Origin of the sequence: Bacillus sp. MM2020_4 (assembly GCF_011250555.1) — a bacterium.
GTDB lineage: Bacteria > Bacillota > Bacilli > Bacillales > Cytobacillaceae > Neobacillus.
The window spans coordinates 13682-35303 of the sequence record NZ_JAANMZ010000003.1 but is presented as its reverse complement, the minus strand read 5'-3'; the positions used below and the strand labels follow the sequence as shown (position 1 = coordinate 35303).

The window sequence follows — 21622 nt, the reverse complement described above, 5'->3', positions numbered from 1 at the left end:
TCCTCTGTTTAATATTGTAATTCTTTTTGTAAGGCAGAATCACGTTGGAATGAGTAAACATTCTCCACATATACTTGATGCCAAACCATGAACATCAGAACCGTCCAGATCTTCCGACTATTGTCGGCTTTACCCTGGCAATGATCCTCAAGCAATTGCAACACATATGTTTTATTTAGTAAATGATCTGTATTGCTTTCACGGATAATTTTTTTTGCCCATTCATTCATTTCATTTTTTAACCAGTGGCGGATTGGCACTGGGAAACCAAGTTTCTTTCGATCAAGCACATGTGCCGGTACAATTCCTTCTGCTGCTTTACGCAAAATATACTTGGTGGTGCCATTTGCTGTTTTCAAGCTCGTCGGGATTTTCGATGCGATCTCAAACACGGCCTTATCAAGGAATGGCACCCGTAGCTCAAGCGAATGGGCCATTGTCACTCTATCGGCCTTCAGTAAGATATCCCCGCGCATCCACGTATGGATATCAATATATTGCATCCGATCAACCGGGTCATAGCCCCTCGATTCTTGATAAAGCGGGTTTGTTATATCCAAGTAATTTAAACCCTCATGGTAAACATTTAAAAGATCACGTTTTTCTTCCTCTGTGAACATCTTCGCGTTCCCGATATACCGTTCTTCCATTGGCGTTACACCGCGTTCAATAAAGCTTTTGCCTTTCATACCTTCAGGCATCATATTGGCAATCCTTTTTAATAGCACTTTACCTACTCGTGGGATTTTATTAAACACCTCTAGCGATTGTGGTTCACGGTAAATATTGTAGCCGCCAAATAACTCATCGGCACCTTCACCTGAAAGCACAACCGTTACATGTTTACGGGCCTCTCGAGCCACGAAATACAGCGGCACGCAGGCCGGGTCAGCAAGGGGGTCGTCCATATGCCACATGATTTTTGGAACTTCATTCATATATTCTTCCGGTGAAATCACGTAGCTGATGTTTTCGACACCAAGTTTTTCAGCCGTTTCTTTGGCCACATCAATTTCACTGAAGCCATTGTGTTCAAAACCAACAGAGAACGTTTTTATGGCAGGGTGAAATTGTTTGGCAATAGAGGCAATAATGGAGGAATCAATCCCCCCGGAAAGGAACGACCCAACAGGTACATCGCTGCGCATATGCTTTTCAACTGAATCAATTAACACTTCACGAATTTCTTTAACGAAATCATCTTCTGATTTTTGTACTGGCTTAAACTGTGCCTTCCAATATCTTTTGATGTCCATCTTGGCGCCAATTTTTTTGGTAAAATAATGACCTGGCTCAAGCTTATAAATCCCTTCAGACAAGGTATTTGGCTCAGGAACAAATTGATAGGTCAAATAGTGTTGCAAGGAATCATAATTAAGGACATCATTTTCTAATGCCATCAGAATACTCTTTTTCTCAGAACCAAAGAATGTTCTTTCCCCGTCTTCCATATAGAAGAACGGTTTAATTCCAAACGGATCACGCGCCCCGTAAAGTGTCTGCTCTTGTTTATCCCAAATCACAAACGCAAACATCCCGCGCAGTTTTTCAACAGCCTTTTCTTTTAAATGGCTGTAAAGGGCAATAATAACTTCTGTATCGGAACTTGTCGAAAAAGATAAGCCTTCCTTAAGCAGCTCATCTCGAAGCTCAACATAATTATAAATCTCACCATTAAAAATAATCCAATACCGCTCATTTTCATACGTAAGAGGCTGATGGCCGCTCTCAATATCAATAATACTCAAGCGACGGAAGCCAAATTGGATATGGTCATCATAATAAAACCCATCATCATCTGGTCCGCGATGGGTAATGATATCATTCATATTTTTAAATTGTTGTGTTTGTTCTTCACTATAATTTTGTGTTTTGTCGTGTACACAACCAATAAAACCACACATTATGTACCTCACCTACTCCATTTAAAATATCCTCTAAAAACATCCCTCTAATACTACCACTTTTTTTAGAAAAATGGCACTGTGAACAGAAGGAAAAATAGTATACCTTCATTTTTCACATCTATAGACCTACTTAAACATGGTATTCCAATCGTTGGGATTACTGTACAGGAATTTAGACGAAAAATAAAAACGGGAGTTACATTTAAAAATGCAACTCCCCATTCTATTATAGATTAGCTTGTCCGCGTAAGGCTTCGGCTTTATCTGTACGCTCCCATGGAAGATCAACATCTGTACGTCCAAAATGGCCGTATGCAGCTGTTTGCTTGTAAATTGGGCGGCGAAGGTCAAGCATCTTAATGATTCCTGCCGGACGAAGATCAAAGTTCTCACTTACAAGATCAACAAGGATCTCTTCGCTTACTTTACCTGTACCAAATGTATCGACAGCAATTGAAACGGGTCTAGCAACACCAATGGCATAGGCAAGCTGAACTTCTACTTTGTCAGCAAGGCCCGCCGCTACGATGTTTTTAGCTACATAACGTGCTGCATAGGCAGCTGAACGGTCAACCTTTGTTGGATCCTTACCAGAGAAGGCACCGCCGCCATGACGAGCATAGCCGCCGTACGTATCAACAATAATTTTACGTCCTGTTAAGCCGGCATCACCTTGTGGTCCGCCAATAACGAAACGGCCTGTTGGATTGATGAAATACTTTGTATTTTCATCAATCAGTTCTTTTGGAACAACTGGATTGATAACATATTCCTTCAAGTTCCGCTGAATTTGCTCAAGCGTAACTTCCGGGTTATGTTGCGTGGAGATAACAATGGTATCAATACGAACCGGTTTGTCATTTTCATCATACTCAACCGTTACTTGCGTTTTTCCATCTGGACGAAGGTACTCAAGAACCTTATCTTTACGCACCTCTGTTAATTTGCGTGCAAGCTTGTGTGCTAGAGAAATCGGAAGAGGCATTAGCTCATTTGTTTCATTACAAGCAAAACCAAACATTAATCCTTGGTCGCCAGCTCCAATTGCTTCGATTTCTTCATCGGACATTAACCCTTCACGCGCTTCAAGGGCCTGATCAACACCCATGGCAATGTCAGGACTTTGTTCACCAATGGAAGTTAAAACGGCACAAGTTTCCGAATCGAAGCCATATTTAGCACGATCGTAGCCAATACCTTTTACGGTTTCACGAACAATTTTTGGAATATCTACATAAGTAGAAGTCGTGATTTCACCGGCAACTAGCACTAATCCAGTTGTTACGGAAGTTTCAGCAGCGACGCGGGCATTAGCATCCTTCGCTAAAATAGCATCTAAAATGGAATCAGAAATTTGGTCACAGATCTTATCCGGATGACCTTCAGTTACTGATTCAGACGTGAACAAACGCACGTTTCTTGACATCTGAATTCCTCCTATATTATGAGTCATCGAGGTTTTATGAAGGTTACAGGAATACTTCTTGGACCTCGTGAATTGATACGGTACTCATTCCCTTAGTATGAAATAAACAAAGGATTTTTATTAGAGACTATTTTTATAAAAGGACTTATACAAAACAAAAAACCTTACCATTATGAGGAAAGGTTGTTCCGGGCCTTTCACTCTTATCGTTCAAGGCAGGAGCCTTGCGTCAGATTAGCACCTTCGCATCCTGAAAAGGACCTGTTTCGTGGTCATTCTTTCCATATTGCAGGTTGCTGGGTTTCATTGGGCCTGTCCCTCCACCAGCTCGGGATAAGAGAGTATCCGTTCAAATCAGAATATTACGCTACAATGGTGAGCAATGTCAATGAATTTTTCAAGAATTTCTTGTATTGTTTTGACTGTTTAAAAATTCTTTGAAAAATGTATAAAAACAAACTTAAATTTACGTAATAGTATAGACTATTAATCTCAATGTGTTATACTATTTGTAATTATTAAGATTATAAAATCACAATAAAGGATGGTTTCTATAAAATGAATTCTGTTCATATTCCGAATGAATTAAAACAACTATTACAAGGAAGACATGTACAATTACAATTGTCTGTACCCCAATTAGTCGAAAAAATCTTAAGCCGTAAAGAAGGAAAGTTAACCTCGACAGGTGCAGTAAGTGTCGCAACCGGAAAATACACAGGTCGTTCGCCACAGGATAAATTTATTGTAATGGAAGAGACCTCGAAGGATAAAATCGCTTGGGGACCGACGAATCAACCCATTTCTGAATCCGTTTTCACTAACCTCTATCATAAAGTTCTAGAATACTTAAAGCAACAAGATGAAATTTTTGTTTTCAAAGGGTTTGCCGGAGCGGATAAAAAGTCCCGCTTACCCATTCAGGTTGTCAATGAGTTTGCATGGCATAATTTATTTGCGCAGCAATTGTTCATTCGCCCGTCTGAAGATGATTTATTGGCAGATGATACTGGATTTACGGTGATTACTGCCCCAAATTTCAAGGCTAATCCGGCGATAGATGGCACGAACTCGGAAACCTTTATTATTATATCATTTGAACAAAGAATTGTCTTAATCGGCGGTACTGAGTATGCCGGTGAAATGAAAAAATCCATTTTTTCTGTCATGAATTATCTGTTGCCGGAGAATAATATTTTATCGATGCATTGTTCGGCGAATGTCGGTTCCGAAGGGGATGTTGCTTTATTCTTCGGTTTATCCGGTACAGGGAAAACGACTTTATCAGCAGATCCTAATCGCAGGTTGATCGGCGACGATGAACATGGCTGGTCCTCTAATGGCGTCTTTAATGTTGAGGGAGGCTGCTATGCGAAATGCATTAATCTCTCTCGTGAAAAGGAGCCGCAAATTTTTGATGCTATCCGCTTTGGAACAGTCCTTGAAAATGTCGTCATGAATCAAGAATCGCGAATTCCGGATTATGATGACGGAACTTTGACTGAGAATACACGTGCGGCGTATCCAATCGAAGCGATTGATAATATTATTCAACCAAGCATTGCCGGTCATCCAAATACAATCGTGTTTTTAACAGCAGATGCCTTCGGCGTACTGCCCCCCATTTCCAAATTAACGAAAGAACAAGCCATGTACCATTTCTTAAGCGGTTACACATCAAAGCTTGCAGGAACTGAGCGCGGTGTAACAGCACCGGAAGCAACCTTTTCTACCTGCTTTGGTGCACCGTTCTTGCCGCTTCCTGCCACACGTTACGCGGAGATGCTTGGGGAAAAAATACTAGAACACAATGCGAATGTCTTTTTAGTGAACACAGGCTGGACTGGCGGCGAATACGGTGTTGGCAGCCGAATGAAACTTTCCTACACAAGAGCCATGGTTCAAGCAGCACTGGAAGGCGAACTAAACCATGTGGAACTAGTCAAAGATGAAATTTTCGGTTTAAATATTCCGCTGCATATTGCCGGTGTTCCTGATGAGGTCTTGCAGCCAAATAAAACATGGGCAGATTCACAAGCGTATGAAGTGAAGGCGAAGGAACTTGCCGGTAAGTTCCGTGAAAACTTTAAGAAGTTTACCGATGTATCTGCTGAAATTGAGCAAAAAGGCGGCCCTGTCGCATAACTGACCATTAGCAAAAAGCGATTCCGTTGGGGAATCGCTTTTTGCTTTTATTGATCTGTCGGCTTTCCTATGATGACAAGATTCGATTCGCCTAGTACACCAAAACTATATCTTCCGCTTTTTTTAATTTGGAAATCTCCTTTGTACATCGAGATTTTTTCTCCATTCGTCGTCGTATAATCTGTTTTTTCTTTAAAGGTAAACTTGGAGGTATCCGAAGGGTCTTCTTCACTATTGATCTCTAATTCGATTTCTTCAGGTAGGTTTTCTCCTGAAACCTCGATATAGGCATCATTATAAAAACCGGCATACAAATCTTCTTGGGAAATCAATAAGGTACCCTTAGAACCTAATAAGACATAGTGATCCTTCACATAAATAGGAAATTCGCCAATCTTCTTCTTTTCTCCCACAGTGTTGGATACAGTGAATTCAAGATTCCATTTTCCTCTTTTATCAAAAGGTGTAAAGGTTACTAGAGCATGGGCATCGGCCCCATATTTCCCACCTGATAAGCGGGCGTTAGTAAGATGTTGTTTTATTCCGGTTGCTTCATGTGTAGCATCGATAGAAAGTGTTGGATCTGACGCAAAATCCTTCCCCCATACAAAAACCATGATTTTGCTTGTTCCTCGCTGATCCCATACTACCCATTCCTTTGGAGCCAGTAAGCTGACCTTGTTGGGTATTCCGAAATTACTGTCTCCGTAAAGTGGTTTACCGCTCTCATCTCTTAAAGCAAAATAGTCACCTTCCTGGACTTCTATTTTTGTGGAACCTGTTTTTGGTGTACGTTCTTCCCTGCTAGTAAAATAGAGGATCGGAGCGATTAGAATTAAGATAAACACGGCTGCTAATGCTGTGATTCTCTGAAAAGGAAATGGCCTTTTGAGTTTATAAGAATCTGTGCTACCAAACTTTTTTAACATTTCCGTCCGTTGATTGGTGGTTAATTCATGCTTGGGGAAATCCGCCAACACGTCAAGCAGTTCTTTATCCGATAAATGACTCAAAATAATCCCCCTCCTTTAACTGCTCATTTAGTTTTTTCACTGCCCGAAAAAAGGTTACATTCACTTTATTTTCTGACCAGCCAAGAACCTGACCTACTTCCTGCGATGAAAGCTCCGCGATCCCCCTTAATAAAACCACATCACGGTAATTTGGTTTCAGTTCGTTAATGGCGTGGTATAGCTGGGCATATTCTATTTTTCTTATAAATTTCTCTTCTGTTTGGCGTTCATGTTGTTTTGGTGACTCGTGATCCAGCCGTTCTTTTAACCGCTGCCACATAGATTTTTTTCGATAAAAATCGATCGCTGTATTTCTCGCTATCGAGATCAGCCACGTTTTCGGATTTGATTCGTTTTTAAAACTGCTAAAAGAGCGAAAAGCCCTTAAGAAGGTTTCCTGAACCAAATCCTCTACGTCCGTGGTGCCTGTATAATAAACTAGATAATTCGTGATATCCTTCTCATATTGAATAAACCATGTCTCTATCTGATGACCCCGTTCCAATCAAACTCCCCCTTCCTTAAAATCTCTTTTTCTATATCTAAAAATTAGACGGCCGATTTAAGCATTTATTACACTTTTGATTCCATAAGAAAAAGCAGGCATGAACACCTGCCTGCTTTAGTTTGTCGAATTTAATGATACTAATTGATAGGTTAGCGTTGTATTACTATTCTCCCATACCACTTTTTTGATCACAGCAGATCCGGTTGAATCACTGTCCATCGTTTTCTTTACATCAATGGGAATCTCGATTGGATAGAGGCGATAACCTTCTTTTACGAGCACAAAAAGATTCTCCTCAACTCGCTTCTCTCTGCCTTTTGTCACGATCATGGTATTTAACTCAAGGGGCATACCCATAAAAATCCGCTCCTCTGCTTGTATTAACTATATATTACCATCAATTGCACCTGTTTTTCATCCACTTTGATAAATCCGTCACGACTTTTCTATTTATTGCCGGTGGGAAATAGTGAGTAAATTCATCAAAATACCAACAATCAACTGGTTTTCCCAGTGACCTGAGTCTCCTTTCAAGACGGTAGGCATGCTCTACGGATACATTATGATCCTTTACACCATGAATGATCAGGACTGGTGCTGCTAGTCTTTCTATATCGTATAAGGGTGTGCGCTCTTGATATCGTTCCGGAAATTTCGCGGGGGTACCGCCAATTACCCTTTTCATCATTTTGCGTAGATCTTCCCGTTCCTGATAGGTCAAGATCATATCACTCACCCCACCCCAGGTAACAACGGATGCCGCTTCCGGAAAGTAGATTCCAGTCATTAATGCCATCACACCACCACGTGAAAAGCCAAATATATGGATAGTTCGAACCCGCGAAAGAGATTTCAACAGCAAATAAGCTGAAAATGCATCCTCCCTGTCTTCACCGCCAAAATCCTCACTCCCCTCCCCGCCTTGATTTCCTCGATAAAAAGGAGCGAAGACGATAAAGCCCTCTGCCGCAAACTGGGCAATGCGGGCGGGACGTACTTTTCCAACATTTTTTATACCGCCTCGCAAATAGAGAAAGCCATCCAGCGGTTCAGCACCTTTTGGGGCCGCAAGCATCCCTTTCACCTTTAATCCATTTGAAAGATAGGTAATAACCGTTAACTCAACCTTAGGATTTGGTGATGGAAAGCGTGTATTTTCTAGGATTTTTCCATTATCGATGTACATCTGCCATACTTCCTTTTAAAATTTTTTGTCATGGGTATTCACACATTTTTCCACTGTTCATACGATATCTTAGGCAATTAGCCCAGAATTCTTAACGGTATGTAAGGAGGTTTATTTTATGAAAAAATCATTAAAGTTCAGTTTCTCCTTTCTTCTCATTGCTATCCTCATGTTTTCATTAGCCGCTTGTAATAATGATTCCAAACCGGAGACAAAGAAATTGAAAAAGGTTCGAATTGCAGAAGTAACCCGTTCCATTTTCTATGCTCCACAATATATTGCCCTGGCAAAAGGTTTTTTCAAGGCTGAAGGGTTGGATGTTACTCTAACAACTACTCCTGGCGGCGATAAAACCATGACAGCCCTTATTTCGGGTGGGGCAGATGTTGCCCTTGTTGGATCGGAAACATCGATTTATGTTTACGCCCAAGGCGCAAATGACCCGGTCATCAATTTTGCGCAGGTAACGCAGACCGACGGCACTTTCCTAGTTGCCAGAGATAAAATCGACAATTTCTCATGGGATTTACTAAAAGGGAAAACCTTCTTAGGTCAGCGTAAAGGCGGTATGCCACAAATGGTCGGTGAATTTGTTTTAAAGAAGCACGGTATTGATCCACACCAGGATTTAAATTTAATCCAAAATATTGACTTTGCGAACATTGCCAATGCCTTTGCCTCCGGGACGGGGGAATTTGTTCAATTATTTGAACCAACTGCAAGCATTTTTGAAAAAGAAGGAAAGGGCCATATTGTCGCTTCCTTCGGCAAAGAATCCGGTCATGTTCCATATACCACCTTCATGTCAAAAGAAAGCTATATGAAAGAAAACAAAGCAACGATTGAAAAATTTACGCGAGCCGTTTACAAGGCCCAACAGTGGGTGGAATCCCATAGTGCCGAAGAGATTGCCAAAGCGGTTGAACCGTACTTCCCTGATACCGACCTTGCCATCATGACAACTGTTGTCGAGCGCTATAAGAGTCAAGGCTCATTTGCAACTGACCCGATATTGGATGAAGAGGAATGGAACAATCTGCAAAACATCATGAAGGAAGCGGGTGAACTTCCAAAAGAAGTCGATCATAAAACGCTTGTAAATACACAAGTAGCTGAGAAAGTCATAAAAAAATAATAGGAAAGGGAGGCCGTTATTATGAGCTTTTTACACGTTCAAGATATCCATCATACCTATTTCACCAAAGCCTCTGCCACCACGGCCCTCTCCGATATTACACTTACAGTTGAGGAGGGGGAATTTGTCTCCCTTCTCGGCCCAAGTGGCTGTGGTAAGACAACCCTGCTTTCCATCATTTCAAGTTTACTAAAACCAACCCAGGGAACTGTTTTGTTAGAAAACAAACCGGTTTCTACAGCAAAAAATGAAATCGGCTATATGCTGCAGCAGGATTATTTGTTTCCCTGGAAAACGATTGAGGAAAATATCCTAATGGGTCTGAAATTATCCAAGCAGCTAAACGATAAAAACAAAACCGCGGCATTAAATCTACTAGACCAGATCGGCCTTGTCGGTGTGGAAAAACAACTGCCTAAGCAATTGTCAGGCGGAATGAGACAGCGCGTTGCCCTTGTAAGGACATTAGCAACAGAACCAAAACTGCTGATGCTTGATGAGCCCTTTTCCGCTCTCGATTATCAAACAAAGTTGAAATTAGAGGATTTAGTGTCGCAAACCTTAGATGAATTTGGGAAAACAGCGATTCTCGTAACACATGATATCGGTGAGGCTATTGCCATGAGTGATCGGGTCTATTTACTTTCGCCCAGTCCCGGGAGGATCCATAAAATTTTTGAAATACCTGAGGAGCTAAGAAAGGTAACCCCTTTTGAAGCAAGAAATCATGAACTATATCCAAGTATCTTTCAAACCATATGGAAGGAGTTGGAGTCACTTGAGCCAGGAAAGGAAAAAACTTGAACTCCTCCATAAAAACTATATTCATTCGTTAAAAATTGAACGGAGGTGGGTTCGCTTTTATCAAGCTGTCATCTTTGTCGTCTTTTTTTCCAGTTGGGAGCTAGCAAGTGGGAAGCAATGGATTGACCCGCTGATTTTCAGTTCTCCGTCTAAAATATGGAACCTATTGATAACGAAAATTCAAGATGGGTCACTATTAACCCATACAGGTGTAACCCTGACCGAAACAATTTTTGGTTTTATCCTGGGAACACTACTTGGTACCATTTTAGCTGCCATCCTTTGGTGGTCTCCGTTGGTTCAAAAAATTCTGGATCCCTATCTTGTTGTCCTTAATGCCATGCCGAAGGTGGCACTAGGACCAATTTTGATTGTTGCTCTGAGTCCAGGCTACCCATCGATTATTGCCATGGGTGCGATAATCTCAGTCATCATTACCACAATTGTCGTTTATACCTCATTTAAAGAGGTGGATCCAAATTATATAAAAGTCCTGCGAACGTTTGGTGCAACACGGTTTCAATGTTTTAAAGAGGCGATTCTCCCGGCAAGTTTTCCAACGATTATTTCGACCTTGAAGGTAAATGTCGGCTTATCATGGGTCGGTGTCATTGTTGGTGAATTCCTGGTATCGTCACGCGGTCTTGGGTACATGATTATTTACGGTTTCCAAGTATTTAATTTTACCCTTGTTTTCTTATCGCTTTTAGTCATTGCAGTGATTGCAACGATTATGTACCAGCTCGTAGAACTTTTAGAGAAAAAACTCATTAAGGAATAGTGTTGACGGCTATTCCTTTTTGAGTATTTGCTTTATACATTCCTCAATCACTTCATCCTGCATGATGAAGCTAAAATCATCCCGAAAACGCTGCTGCAAAATGTCCCCCTTGATTATAACAGGGCCATTTGTTTCAAAGTAAGAGTTCGTTTCCATTACACTTTCCACCTGCCCCCAAAAAACGGTCTTTACGAAAGGACCATTTGGGTCAGTAACCTTATACTCAGCAATAAATTGCAGACTGCCAAGAATTGCACCTGTTTCCTCTAGTGTCTCGCGTCTTGCTGCCTCCTCTAGCGTTTCCCCAAGTTCTACTTTACCGCCAGGAAATTCAAGACCGCGTTGTTTATGATTCGTTAAAAACCAGTCATCCTTATATTGGCAAATGATTAATACATGTTTGGCTTCCTGGTTGAAGGCACCTTGAGAAAAAGCTAGTTTAACTTCATTTTCGTTTCGATCCACAAATTGTTTCATAAAAAACCGCCTCTGTTTTTCTTTAATGGTATAATTATAATAAAAAAAAGGAAAATCCTAAAGAACCGGATTTCCCTGGTTATTGTTATTTCGGTAAGATATTCATGCTCTCAATATGACTTTTTGCCTCATCATCACCAAGCTTATGGAGCAAACCATACACTTGGTGAATTGTACTATCATAAGCATCATTTTCTTTATCGTGATGATATTCCAAAAACGGAACATGAGCACGAAAGAAATTTTTCCATTCAGTTGAATAGTTTTGGTCAAACAGCTCGCGTAACTGAGTAATCTCTTCATCAGTAGCTTCGATTTTATAGCTCCATGTTGAACTTGTTGCATTACTTGTTATATGACCGGTTCCAACATCAATATAATAGGATTTCTTGTGTCCATCCATTGCATCATCCCCTTTTACTCTTTAGTAATGTACAAATAGAAAAAATTTATTCTTTTTCAAATTTCGACTCATATTTTAGAAATGAATACGCTATAATAAACATACAATCAAAGAAACAGATTTTTCAGTCAATTTAAAATGGTAAGGCAGGGATGATTTTATCCTTTTATGGGTATTCAATAAGGGAACAATATATTTAATATGGAGGTGTTGTAATGAAAATAGTCGATGAATTATATCAGATGTACAGAAACAAGTTAACAGGGGATGAAGAGGATATTGACATGCTGACATTTGCTTTTTTAGAAGAAATGTCACATGAGGACCTTCTTGCATTAATTCAAGAAATGGATAAACAAGAATTATACGATTTAATGGGGCTGTACCTTATTGAAAGCCTGAAAGGTAAATTTGCTCAAGAAGAGTACGGACAGCATCGAACACATACTTACTATCCTAGAAATATTCATTGATTTTACATACCACTTAAACCGGAAGCTGTTAAGGCTTCCTTTTTTGCGCCAATTTTTCAATTTCCATGATACAATGGAATAAAGGGGGGAAAATGAATATGTATGTTGTCATGGTAGTAGGTATTATTATTGTTATTATCGTTCTCCTTCTCGCAGTCATTACCACATCGAAAGCATACGATTATAAACATAGCGTGGATCCTTTAGAAGGTAATCCATATTTAACTCAGGACAACGAACAACAGAAATCTGACCAAAACCAAAAGAATGGCTAAAAAAATTCCTATTCGAGATGAATAGGAATTTTTTTAGTACATAAAACATTGAACTTTGCTAACTGTCTAGTTACAGAACCAAGAGGCTTCCGCTTTCCTATGCAAAAACTTGCTTTAAATCCTCTTTACTTTGCTCAAGCCAGAATCGCATTAAACGCTTAGCACCTTCTAAATCATGGAGTTTTGCCTGGCCGCATTGTCTTTCATTCGCAGCAGGGATCTCGACAATTTCAACCGCATCCCTCATGGTATCTTCAAGAAGATCAATAATTTCCTCTACAGTTGGTTCGCCGCTAACAACTAAATAGTAGCCAGTTTGGCAGCCCATTGGCGAAATATCAATAATGTCAAAGTGGTCATATTTTTCCGAATGCTTGCGAATATTGAAGGCTAACAAATGTTCAAGCGTATGAATCACATCAGGCTTCATCGCCTGCTTATTAGGCTGGCAAAAACGAATATCATATTTATTAACAATACCGTCACTCCCTACCTTGTGTACACCGCAGTGTCTTACGTATGGAGCCTTAACGGCATTATGATCTAAATCAAAGCTTTCAACTGAAGGCATCACTATCACTCCTCTTCTTATCTATCTACCATCATACAATAAATCCCGACTTTTTTCATCCATTTAGTTATATTTAACAATTTAGACGAAGCATTAAATTTATGTTATGTTGATATGTAAGGAGCGATGATGATGTTGAAAAAGATCTTTCTTGCGATTATTCGTTTTTATCAAGTGGCCATTTCACCCATAAAACCACCCACCTGCCGATTTTATCCCACATGTTCGCATTATGGCTTTGAAGCGGTCCAACGCTTTGGTGCTGTAAAAGGCGGCTGGCTCGCCATAAAACGGATTTTAAAGTGTCATCCCTTTCATCCCGGCGGTTTTGACCCTGTTCCGGAAAAAAAGAAGGATTAATCTTGATATCCATCCACAACTAAGTCAAGTTTTCCAGTCTTCGGATCGATAACCAATCCATGAACAGGAACACCCGACGGCAATAGTGGGTGATTTTTAATCATATCTACACTATGTGCGACACTCTCAGTCACATTTTCAAATCCTTGAAGCCACTGTTTAATGTCGATGCCGGAATAGGAGAGATTGGCAAACGTTTCATCACTAATCCCCCGCGCTTTCATACTCTCAATTACTGGTTCTGGCTTCATACCGCTCATGCCGCAATCATGGTGGCCAATGACCAAAACTTCCTGTGCCTGCAATTGATATACCGCAACCAGAATACTTCTCATCACACTTCCAAAAGGATGTGAAACAAGTGCACCGGCATCCTTAATAAGCTTAGCATCTCCGTTTCCCAAGTTTAAGGCTTTCGGTAATAATTCTAATAATCGTGTATCCATGCATGTAAGAATGACCATTTTCTTATTCGGGTATTTCGTTGTTTCGTATTTCTCATATTCGTGATTATCTACAAATTTCTGGTTGTGGTCCAACATATCATTCAATATTGTCATATTAATCCCACCTTTCTATTTAAGCATACATAATATGCCATGGCTGAAACAAATATTATACTTGCAATTAGGCTTTTTTTTTTGTAAGATACATATGGAAATCGGAATCGTTCCGTATTATGCACTTATTTCTTTTCTGTTAATTAAAAATTTTTCGAATATAAATCGTAATAAATCCGATTTAATATTATTTTAAGGAGTTCTTATGAAAAAAATCATCCTTATTCTTTCTGTTCTGTTACCATTGGGTCTTATTCTATCCGCTTGTTCGAATGATAAAGAGCCGACAAAAAAGAAAGATCAATTAACTGTTTATACAACCGTATTCCCGCTTCAATATTTTACAGAACGAATTGGCGGAAAATATGTAGATGTAAAAACCATCTATCCTCCAGGTGCTGATGAACACACATTTGAACCATCGCAAAAGGATATGATGAATTTAGCTGATTCAGACTTATTTTTCTACATAGGGCTCGGACTTGAAGGGTTTGTTGAAAAGGCAAAGGGTACATTAAAAAATGAAGATGTGACATTAGTACCCACAGCCGACCAACTGCAATTGCCGAAAGAGACTCATTCTGATGTGGAAGATACCCATGACCACGGTGATACCAACCCACACGTATGGCTTGATCCCGTTTATTCAAAAGAAATGGCTGCGGTCATTCGAGATGCCTTAGAAAAAAAGCTGCCGCAAAACAAAGATTTATTCAATGAAAATTATCAAAAGCTTGCAGAAGAATTAGATGAATTAAATAATGAATTCGAGCAAACCATTTCAACTGCCAAGCATAAAAAGATGATCGTCACCCACGCTGCCTTCGGCTATTGGGAAACCCGTTATCATATTGATCAAATCAGTATTTCAGGTCTTTCAACAACAAATGAACCGACACAAAAGGAACTTGAAAAAATAATCTCGCTTGCCGACCATGACGGGTTACACTATATTTTGTTTGAAGAGAATGTTAAGTCAAAGCTAGGCAAAGTTGTCCAAAAAGAAATCGGTGCACGGGCATTGCCGATTCACAATTTGTCTGTCTTATCAAAAGACAATATCGAAAATAAAGAAACCTATTTTTCATTAATGAAGAAAAATCTGGAGTCATTAAAAACAGCGTTAAATAATTAATGGGTTCATTTCCAATTTCCGACCCATTTTCCTGCTACTTTGGGGGATACCGTTTAATTTAATTTCACATGCTATTACTGTATTACCGACATACTTTAAGGAGTGATACGAATGGCTAAGGATGTTTTGTGTGAAGTAAATAACTGCACGTTTTGGGCAAATGGAAATAAATGCAATGCCGACCGCATTTACGTTGTCAGTCATACGGGTGATACAGCAGGCAATAGCAAAGAAACTGATTGTCAGACTTTTGAAGCAAGTAAATTATCGTGAAATTATTACCAGGCAAACTACTTTGCCTGGTTTTTTATTGTGGAAAAGAAAACGATTTTTTTGCTAATAAGACTTCCAGAAGCCTGTTTTCATTTATTTCATACCCGATACCCGGGCTCTCCGGTACTGTAATAAACCCATTTTCCACAGTAACTTCAGGTGTGATTATATCCTCGTCCCAAAACCGGCTTGATGCGGATATATCCCCTGGAATGGAAAAGCCAGGGAGGGAAGCTAGTGCAATATTATGGGCACGGGAAATTCCGAACTCAATCATTCCACCGCACCAAACCGGAATTCCTCTTTCAAAACAATAATCATGAATTCGCTTCGCTTCATAAAGTCCACCAACGCGGCCCACTTTAATATTGATTACCTTACAGCTCCCAAATTCTATCGCTTTACGTGCATCGTCAAAGGTGACAATGCTTTCATCCAAACAAATAGGTGTCCGAATTTCTTTTTGCAACTGAGCATGTTCGATAATATCATCGTGTGCCAGGGGCTGCTCAATCATCATTAAGTTAAAATCGTCTAATGCTTTTAAGCGATCTATATCCTGTAGCGAATAGGAGGAATTGGCATCTACCATGATGGACAGGTCTGGGTAGTGGTGACGGATTTCTGAAAGAAAAGCGTAATCCTGTTTGGGATTTATTTTTACTTTAATCCGCTGATAACCTTGGTCAAGGTATTGCTCAATTTGCTGTAATGCTTTTACGGTCGAGTCCGTTGCCACCACCACACCAGAAGCAATGAGGGGGCGTGTGCCGCAGATTACTTTTGACAGCGGCTCTGATCTAGACTTCGCATATAAATCCCACAGGGCTGTTTCTAAGGCTGCCTTAGCCATATTGTTTCTTCTGATTCTGCTAAAAAGATGGGAGGCCTCCTTAGGGTGTTGGATTGGATGTTTTTGCAGTAATGGAATCAACATATCCGTTAACATATGTAAACTGGTTGCAACCGTTTCTTCGGTATACCACGGCGTAGAAAAAGCAACTCCTTCCCCATACCCTGTCAGACCATCTTTGCTGGTAACCTTTACGATGATTCCTTCACGGTCATTCACCGCACCTAAATGCGTCAGAAACGGAGACCTTAATGGCATTTGAATCACAAAGAGCTCAATCGAGGCTATTTTCATCGTTTGTCACCCACTCGCGCAATGTTCTTCTCAGTAGTTTTTTAGCCGCGTTTCTTGGGAGCTTTTCAGTAAAATAAAAAGCTTTTGGCACCTTGTATTTAGCAAGTTGCTTTTGGCAAAATTGCTGAAGCTCATCCGTGGAAACAAAGTTGTTTTTTACGATGAAAGCAACAGGTACCTGTCCCCATTTCACATCATCGACGCCTGTGACACCAGCTTCTACAACTGCTGGATGGGCCAATAAAACCGCTTCGATTTCAGCTGGGTATATGTTTTCTCCGCCCGAAATAATCAAATCAGAACGGCGGTCGATGACATATAAAAATCCTTCAGCATCTAAATAGCCAATATCTCCCGTATAAAACCAGCCATCACGAAATCCTTCTTCCATAGCTTTTGGACGATATAAATATCCTGGTGTAACGTTTGGTCCCTTTACGGTAATTTCACCAGCTTCCCCCGCTTCGGCCGGATTCCCATTATCCTTGACAATGATAAGTTGAGACGGGAACAATGGTTTTCCAGCTGAGCCAAGCTTTATCAGGCTGTATTCTGGTGAAAGCGTCACAATTTGCGAGGAGGATTCTGTCATGCCATACGACTGAAAGACAGGAATATCTTTTTCCACACAAGCCTCTAGTAATGGTAATGGAGCAGGGCCCCCACCTAACAGCATGCAGCGGAATTGATTGGGAAGCCTTCTGTCCCCCAATGCATCGACAATTCCAGTTAACATTGTCCCGACCACTGACATAATGGTAACCTTTTTTACCTGAATATCCCTAATCGTTTTTTCTACGTCAAAATGTTCATGCAGGACAATCGGCATGCCATAGATGACACTGCGCATAAGGATAGAGAAGCCGCTAATATGGAACAGTGGAACAGAACAAAGCCAGCAATCCATCTCCATTTTGCCCAAGTTTAATGCAGAGCCGACTGAACTCCACCAATGGTTTCCATATGTCTGTATGACACCTTTCGGGTTTCCAGTCGTTCCCGAAGTGTACATAATCGTACAGATGTCAGATAGATTGACTTCATTTTGGATTACTGGTTCCACTGGCTTTAGTTGAAATAGGTCTTCTTTCGTTATCGCCTTCAATGCTGCCTTTTCTTCAAGTTCTTTCGTGGCAAAAGCCTCTTCTAAAATTAGGAATGCTGCTTTGGAATCATTGAGTTGCCAAACTAATTCTGATGTAGTTAATCTATTGTTTAATATAACTGCTTTGACGCCTATTATCTGAAGTGCAAATAAGATTATCACTGTATCAAGATGATTTTTTAATAGTACTCCAACAAATTGACCCTTTTGAACACCTTGAGTCTGAAGTTGCCCTGCAGTATCCAGAGAACAATGGTAAAGCTCTTTAAATGTTAAGGATTTCTCCTGAAAATATATGGCTGTTCGGTCAGGAGTAAGAAAAGCTCTATTCTTTATAAAATTGGGCATGACTTCCTTTGACATTTTTAACACCCTCTTGAAAAACTCTTTGTTTGATTCTAAACTTTTATTAGCAGGGAGGAAAACGGTTCTACTTAACCTTTTTCGATTCTGTTCCTCGTTTCGGTCACGGAGAACCACTCCACTCCCATTTATAAAAAACAGCCTGATGGAGTCCATCAAGCTGCTTTTACATGATCAAGGGAAACGCGGGAATTGACCGAAATCGGGCTTGCGCTTTTCTTTAAAAGCGTCGCGGCCTTCTTTTGCCTCATCAGTTGTATAGTAAAGCAATGTTGCATCACCAGCAAATTGCTGAAGTCCTGCTAAACCATCCGTATCGGCATTCATGGCAGCTTTTATGAAACGAAGAGCTGTTGGACTTTTCTCAAGCATTTCTTCACACCATTTAATGGTCTCATCTTCAACTTGCTCCAGAGGAACAACCGTGTTAACTAAGCCCATATCAAGCGCTTCTTGCGCATTATACTGACGGCATAAATACCAGATTTCACGGGCTTTCTTATGACCGATAATTCTTGCTAGGTAACCTGAACCATAACCGGCATCAAAACTTCCAACCTTAGGACCTGTTTGGCCAAACACAGCATTATCTGCAGCAATTGTTAAATCACAGACAACGTGAAGTACATGTCCGCCACCGATTGCATATCCTTTTACCATTGCTATCACTGGCTTAGGAATTACACGGATTAAACGCTGTAAATCAAGCACGTTTAAGCGAGGAATTTGATCCTCCCCAACATAGCCTCCATGTCCGCGAACACTTTGATCTCCGCCGGAACAGAATGCTTTTTCCCCTGCACCGGTCAACACAATTACACCAATGCTGGAATCATCACGTGCATGTGCAAAAGCATCAAACATTTCCGATACCGTTTTCGGTGTAAAGGCATTATGTACATGTGGTCGGTTAATGGTGATTTTTGCTATTCCGTTATAAGTCTCATATAAAATTTCTTCATACTTGCGTCCTGGAACCCATTCTACTGTCAAAATAAAATCCTCCTTTATCGCTTTTTTGACAAAAAGTCACTTACTATTGTACCAAACTTTTGTGATTCTTCCACATGAATTGCATGGCCACAATTTTCAACGGCAACCCAAGAACCCTTTTTAAGAGACTTCAGCATTCTCTCTGCAATCCCACAAAACTTTTTATCCTCCGCACCGGTTAGCAGCAAAACCTCACATTCAAGCTTTTTTATAGGGGAACCCCACCAGGAAGGCTGTGCGCCTGTCCCCATTCCAAGTAAACTATTTGCCAGACCTAAAACAGAATTATGTAACCGCTGAGACCTGATAGATTGAATAACCTCTGCGGGGAGTCGTTTCATTGATGAAAACAGGGGAATATCCTCCCAATAATCAACAAATGATGTAATCCCCTCATTAACAATAAATTTTGCAAGTTCCGTATCTTTCATACGACGGAGTTCTCTCTCATCCTCTGTTTCCAGCCCTGGAGAGGCGCTTTCTAAGATTAACCTCCGAACTCTATTTGGAAATAGCAGTGCAAAAGTAAGGGCAAGTCTGCCCCCCATTGAATAGCCAAGTAAATCTATTTGCTCCACAGCTAATTCATCAAGAATCCGATTCAAGTCACTAGCAGCTACTTCTATTTGATAACGTTTAATCTCATTAGGTGACTCCGTCTTACCGTGTCCAATAATGTCCGGAGCAATTACCAAAGAATGCTGGCCCCAGGACTCAAAAAATGGCATCCATGTAGAGGCATCTCCCGTAAATCCATGCAATACGACAAGCGCTGAGGTTCCATTACCACAAACCTCCACATGATAGCGAATTCTATCGACAGTAATGTCCATTACTGCTTACCTTTGACGAAACTTGATATTTCCTGGGAAACAGATGCCCAAAATCCACGATGCTCCTGGAGATTTTCATCTCTTTTTGTCGCAACTTCGTACACGTGAATACCGGATTGACCCTTACTCTTTTTCATTTCTAACTCCAAATGCTGCCAATTCATTATTTTCACAAATTCTCCGTTAAACATCCTGACAGCGTGCTCGAATTCGATTGTAAGAGGTGTTCCAAATAAAAGCTCAAAGTTTTTCGGATGTTCCGATTGCGGTAAGAAGGAAAAAATACCCCCGCCATTATTGTTCACAAGAATAATATGAATATCGATATCATAAAGTTTTGCCGCGATCAGTCCATTTAAATCATGGAAAAAGGTTAAATCCCCAAGAACCAAATATAAGGACTTTGAGTATAATGCTGCACCTAATGCCGTAGAAACGGTACCATCAATGCCATTAGCACCTCTGTTTGCCATTATCTTAATTGATTTACGATTATTTAAGAAAAAGCTATCTACGTCACGGATTGGCATGCTATTGCCAACAAATAGGGTCGCACCTTCAGGTAGCATTTCTGCTATTTGATAAAATAACCTGCCTTCACTTAAATCCGTTATGTCACGAAGGAGCGTCATATTTTCCTTTGTGAGCGCATTAACCTGTTTCCAATCCTCAAGATAATCTCCTGGCGTCCCGCTGCCGACACGCGCCAACAGTTTTTCGCAAAACAACGTTTCATTACAAAAAATCATGTTCGTTGATAATGCTGCCGGATCACGCCAGCCCCCGCCGCCATCCACGACAAATTGATCAGCCTGGTGATTTTCTTTTAGAAAAATCGTTAATGCTTTAGAAACCGGCATCGCCCCAAACCGTATAACGACATCAGGCTTTAGGAAACCTTTTGCCTCTTCATTTCTTAAAAACGTATCATAGGATTCAATAATTTGGACATTGCTGTGGGTACCACTTCGCAATTGCGATAACGGGTCTGCTAAAATAGGATAGTGTAATACCTCGGAAAGCTCCGTTACAGCTTTAGCAAATTGCTGGTCAGCGATGTTGCCACAGACAATAATTCCTCTTTCCTTCCCCTTTAATGTTTCAGCAATCATTTTAATTTGTTCATCATTAATCGTGAATTCACCATTTTGAACTTTAACATATCCATTTGGCCGTTCTGAGATCTGAAAAAGTGAATCATCCAATTTTGGTATAAGCGGTTCGCGGAACGGAAAATTCAAATGGACGGGCCCTGCTGGAGAAGCAGCCGCGATGGCTGCAGCTCGGGCGCATACAGTCCGGGCATGGCGGATGATTTCATCGTTTTTCTCCGGTAGAGCCATTTCAGCAAACCATTTTACATGATGACCATATAAATGAATTTGATCAATTGCCTGCGGTGCCCCTACTTCTCTTAGCTCGTGCGGCCTGTCAGCAGTTAGCACAATTAAGGGCACCCGTGAATACCTTGCCTCGATAATCGCTGGAAAGTAGTTGGCTGCTGCTGTACCTGATGTACAGAGCATCGCAACGGGTTTATTTGATGCCTTGGCAATTCCTAAAGCAAAAAAAGCGGCTGAGCGTTCATCTACATGAATATGAACGTTTAATTCAGGATGCTCTGCCATCACCATTGCCATCGGAGTAGAGCGTGAACCGGGACTGACAACAACATCCGTTACCCCTGTTGAAACAAGTTCTGAAATAAATGCGGCAATATAAGCCGTTAATGCTTCCTGATGATCCATG

General features: G+C 40.6%; 24 protein-coding genes and 1 riboswitch. Of the genes, 9 read left to right on the top strand and 15 right to left on the bottom strand.

Annotation, left to right across the window (positions count from 1 at the left end; translation table 11 throughout):
* Window positions 1-8 precede the first annotated feature (8 nt).
* A complete protein-coding gene (asnB, locus tag G6554_RS03925) occupies window positions 9-1904 on the bottom strand; it encodes an asparagine synthase (glutamine-hydrolyzing) (protein WP_166238967.1) in 1896 nt (631 codons plus the stop codon).
* A 229-nt stretch (window positions 1905-2133) separates the two neighbouring features.
* Window positions 2134-3333: a methionine adenosyltransferase gene (metK, locus tag G6554_RS03920; protein ID WP_166238965.1), complete on the bottom strand. Its 1200-nt coding sequence runs from the start codon at window positions 3331-3333 to the stop codon at window positions 2134-2136.
* 200 nt (window positions 3334-3533) lie between these two features.
* Window positions 3534-3673, bottom strand: a riboswitch (SAM riboswitch).
* Window positions 3674-3891: 218 nt separating this feature from the next.
* Between metK and pckA the strand changes: the two genes are divergently transcribed.
* Window positions 3892-5478, top strand: a complete 1587-nt coding sequence (gene pckA, locus G6554_RS03915; protein WP_166238963.1) for a phosphoenolpyruvate carboxykinase (ATP) — start codon at window positions 3892-3894, stop codon at window positions 5476-5478.
* 47 nt (window positions 5479-5525) lie between these two features.
* Here the strand turns inward: pckA and G6554_RS03910 are convergent, their stop codons facing one another.
* From G6554_RS03910 to G6554_RS03895, 4 genes are all read right to left on the bottom strand, one after another.
* Window positions 5526-6491: a hypothetical protein gene (locus tag G6554_RS03910; protein ID WP_166238961.1), complete on the bottom strand. Its 966-nt coding sequence runs from the start codon at window positions 6489-6491 to the stop codon at window positions 5526-5528.
* Window positions 6472-6996 (bottom strand): RNA polymerase sigma factor, encoded by a 525-nt coding sequence (locus tag G6554_RS03905; RefSeq protein WP_166238959.1) that lies wholly within the window; start codon window positions 6994-6996, stop codon window positions 6472-6474. Before G6554_RS03905 ends, G6554_RS03910 begins: the two co-directional genes overlap by 20 nt.
* 117 nt (window positions 6997-7113) lie before the next feature.
* A complete protein-coding gene (locus G6554_RS03900) occupies window positions 7114-7356 on the bottom strand; it encodes a DUF2584 domain-containing protein (protein ID WP_166238957.1) in 243 nt (80 codons plus the stop codon).
* Between the two features lie 40 nt (window positions 7357-7396).
* The gene (locus G6554_RS03895; RefSeq protein ID WP_166238955.1) at window positions 7397-8185 is read right to left on the bottom strand and encodes an alpha/beta hydrolase family protein; all 789 of its coding nucleotides are present in this window, start codon (window positions 8183-8185) and stop codon (window positions 7397-7399) included.
* A gap of 118 nt (window positions 8186-8303) precedes the next feature.
* On the opposite strand from G6554_RS03895, the gene G6554_RS03890 reads away from it, so the two are divergent.
* Genes G6554_RS03890 through G6554_RS03880 form a run of 3 tightly spaced genes read left to right on the top strand, consistent with a single transcriptional unit; the run spans window position 8304 to window position 10905 of the window.
* Complete coding sequence (locus G6554_RS03890; RefSeq protein ID WP_166238953.1) at window positions 8304-9320, top strand: ABC transporter substrate-binding protein; 1017 nt, start codon at window positions 8304-8306, stop codon at window positions 9318-9320.
* 21 nt (window positions 9321-9341) lie between these two features.
* Window positions 9342-10124: an ABC transporter ATP-binding protein gene (locus G6554_RS03885; protein WP_166238951.1), complete on the top strand. Its 783-nt coding sequence runs from the start codon at window positions 9342-9344 to the stop codon at window positions 10122-10124.
* Window positions 10099-10905 (top strand): ABC transporter permease, encoded by an 807-nt coding sequence (locus tag G6554_RS03880; protein WP_166238949.1) that lies wholly within the window; start codon window positions 10099-10101, stop codon window positions 10903-10905. The genes G6554_RS03885 and G6554_RS03880 overlap by 26 nt, the downstream gene beginning before the upstream one ends.
* A gap of 9 nt (window positions 10906-10914) precedes the next feature.
* On the opposite strand, the gene ytkD is transcribed toward G6554_RS03880, so the two are convergent.
* Window positions 10915-11382, bottom strand: coding sequence for an RNA deprotection pyrophosphohydrolase (gene ytkD / locus G6554_RS03875; protein ID WP_166238947.1), 468 nt, complete (start codon window positions 11380-11382; stop codon window positions 10915-10917).
* 85 nt (window positions 11383-11467) lie between these two features.
* The gene (locus G6554_RS03870) at window positions 11468-11785 is read right to left on the bottom strand and encodes a hydrolase (protein WP_166238945.1); all 318 of its coding nucleotides are present in this window, start codon (window positions 11783-11785) and stop codon (window positions 11468-11470) included.
* Between the two features lie 215 nt (window positions 11786-12000).
* Here G6554_RS03870 and G6554_RS03865 point away from each other — a divergent pair, with 215 nt between their 5' ends.
* Window positions 12001-12258, top strand: a complete 258-nt coding sequence (locus tag G6554_RS03865; protein ID WP_166238943.1) for a DUF6154 family protein — start codon at window positions 12001-12003, stop codon at window positions 12256-12258.
* A 98-nt stretch (window positions 12259-12356) separates the two neighbouring features.
* Window positions 12357-12533 carry a YtzI protein gene (ytzI, locus tag G6554_RS03860; RefSeq protein ID WP_166239293.1) on the top strand — a complete coding sequence of 59 codons (177 nt, stop codon included), beginning with the start codon at window positions 12357-12359 and terminating at the stop codon, window positions 12531-12533.
* 97 nt (window positions 12534-12630) lie between these two features.
* On the opposite strand, the gene G6554_RS03855 is transcribed toward ytzI, so the two are convergent.
* Window positions 12631-13104, bottom strand: coding sequence for an S-ribosylhomocysteine lyase (locus G6554_RS03855; RefSeq protein WP_166238942.1), 474 nt, complete (start codon window positions 13102-13104; stop codon window positions 12631-12633).
* Between the two features lie 132 nt (window positions 13105-13236).
* Here G6554_RS03855 and yidD point away from each other — a divergent pair, with 132 nt between their 5' ends.
* Entirely contained in the window at window positions 13237-13464 is a 228-nt protein-coding gene (gene yidD / locus G6554_RS03850; RefSeq protein WP_166238940.1) for a membrane protein insertion efficiency factor YidD, read from the top strand.
* On the opposite strand, the gene G6554_RS03845 is transcribed toward yidD, so the two are convergent.
* Window positions 13461-14024 (bottom strand): beta-class carbonic anhydrase, encoded by a 564-nt coding sequence (locus G6554_RS03845; RefSeq protein ID WP_166238938.1) that lies wholly within the window; start codon window positions 14022-14024, stop codon window positions 13461-13463. The two genes, yidD and G6554_RS03845, sit on opposite strands and share 4 nt — an antisense overlap.
* Before the next feature lie 205 nt (window positions 14025-14229).
* Here G6554_RS03845 and G6554_RS03840 point away from each other — a divergent pair, with 205 nt between their 5' ends.
* Entirely contained in the window at window positions 14230-15159 is a 930-nt protein-coding gene (locus G6554_RS03840) for a metal ABC transporter solute-binding protein, Zn/Mn family (RefSeq protein WP_166238936.1), read from the top strand.
* A 111-nt stretch (window positions 15160-15270) separates the two neighbouring features.
* Window positions 15271-15432 (top strand): DUF1540 domain-containing protein, encoded by a 162-nt coding sequence (locus G6554_RS03835; protein WP_166238934.1) that lies wholly within the window; start codon window positions 15271-15273, stop codon window positions 15430-15432.
* 34 nt (window positions 15433-15466) lie between these two features.
* Here the strand turns inward: G6554_RS03835 and menC are convergent, their stop codons facing one another.
* The 5 genes from menC to menD all read right to left on the bottom strand — a co-directional run bounded on the left by menC (window position 15467) and on the right by menD (window position 21621).
* Complete coding sequence (gene menC, locus G6554_RS03830) at window positions 15467-16579, bottom strand: o-succinylbenzoate synthase (RefSeq protein WP_166238931.1); 1113 nt, start codon at window positions 16577-16579, stop codon at window positions 15467-15469.
* On the bottom strand, window positions 16560-18047 hold the full coding sequence (locus tag G6554_RS03825) for an o-succinylbenzoate--CoA ligase (RefSeq protein ID WP_166238929.1): 1488 nt from the start codon (window positions 18045-18047) through the stop codon (window positions 16560-16562). The genes menC and G6554_RS03825 overlap by 20 nt, the downstream gene beginning before the upstream one ends.
* A gap of 174 nt (window positions 18048-18221) precedes the next feature.
* A complete protein-coding gene (menB, locus tag G6554_RS03820; protein WP_166238927.1) occupies window positions 18222-19040 on the bottom strand; it encodes a 1,4-dihydroxy-2-naphthoyl-CoA synthase in 819 nt (272 codons plus the stop codon).
* Between the two features lie 14 nt (window positions 19041-19054).
* On the bottom strand, window positions 19055-19873 hold the full coding sequence (gene menH, locus G6554_RS03815; RefSeq protein WP_166238925.1) for a 2-succinyl-6-hydroxy-2,4-cyclohexadiene-1-carboxylate synthase: 819 nt from the start codon (window positions 19871-19873) through the stop codon (window positions 19055-19057).
* Complete coding sequence (menD, locus tag G6554_RS03810) at window positions 19873-21621, bottom strand: 2-succinyl-5-enolpyruvyl-6-hydroxy-3-cyclohexene-1-carboxylic-acid synthase (protein WP_166238923.1); 1749 nt, start codon at window positions 21619-21621, stop codon at window positions 19873-19875. The genes menH and menD overlap by 1 nt, the downstream gene beginning before the upstream one ends.
* Window position 21622: the final 1 nt, after the last annotated feature.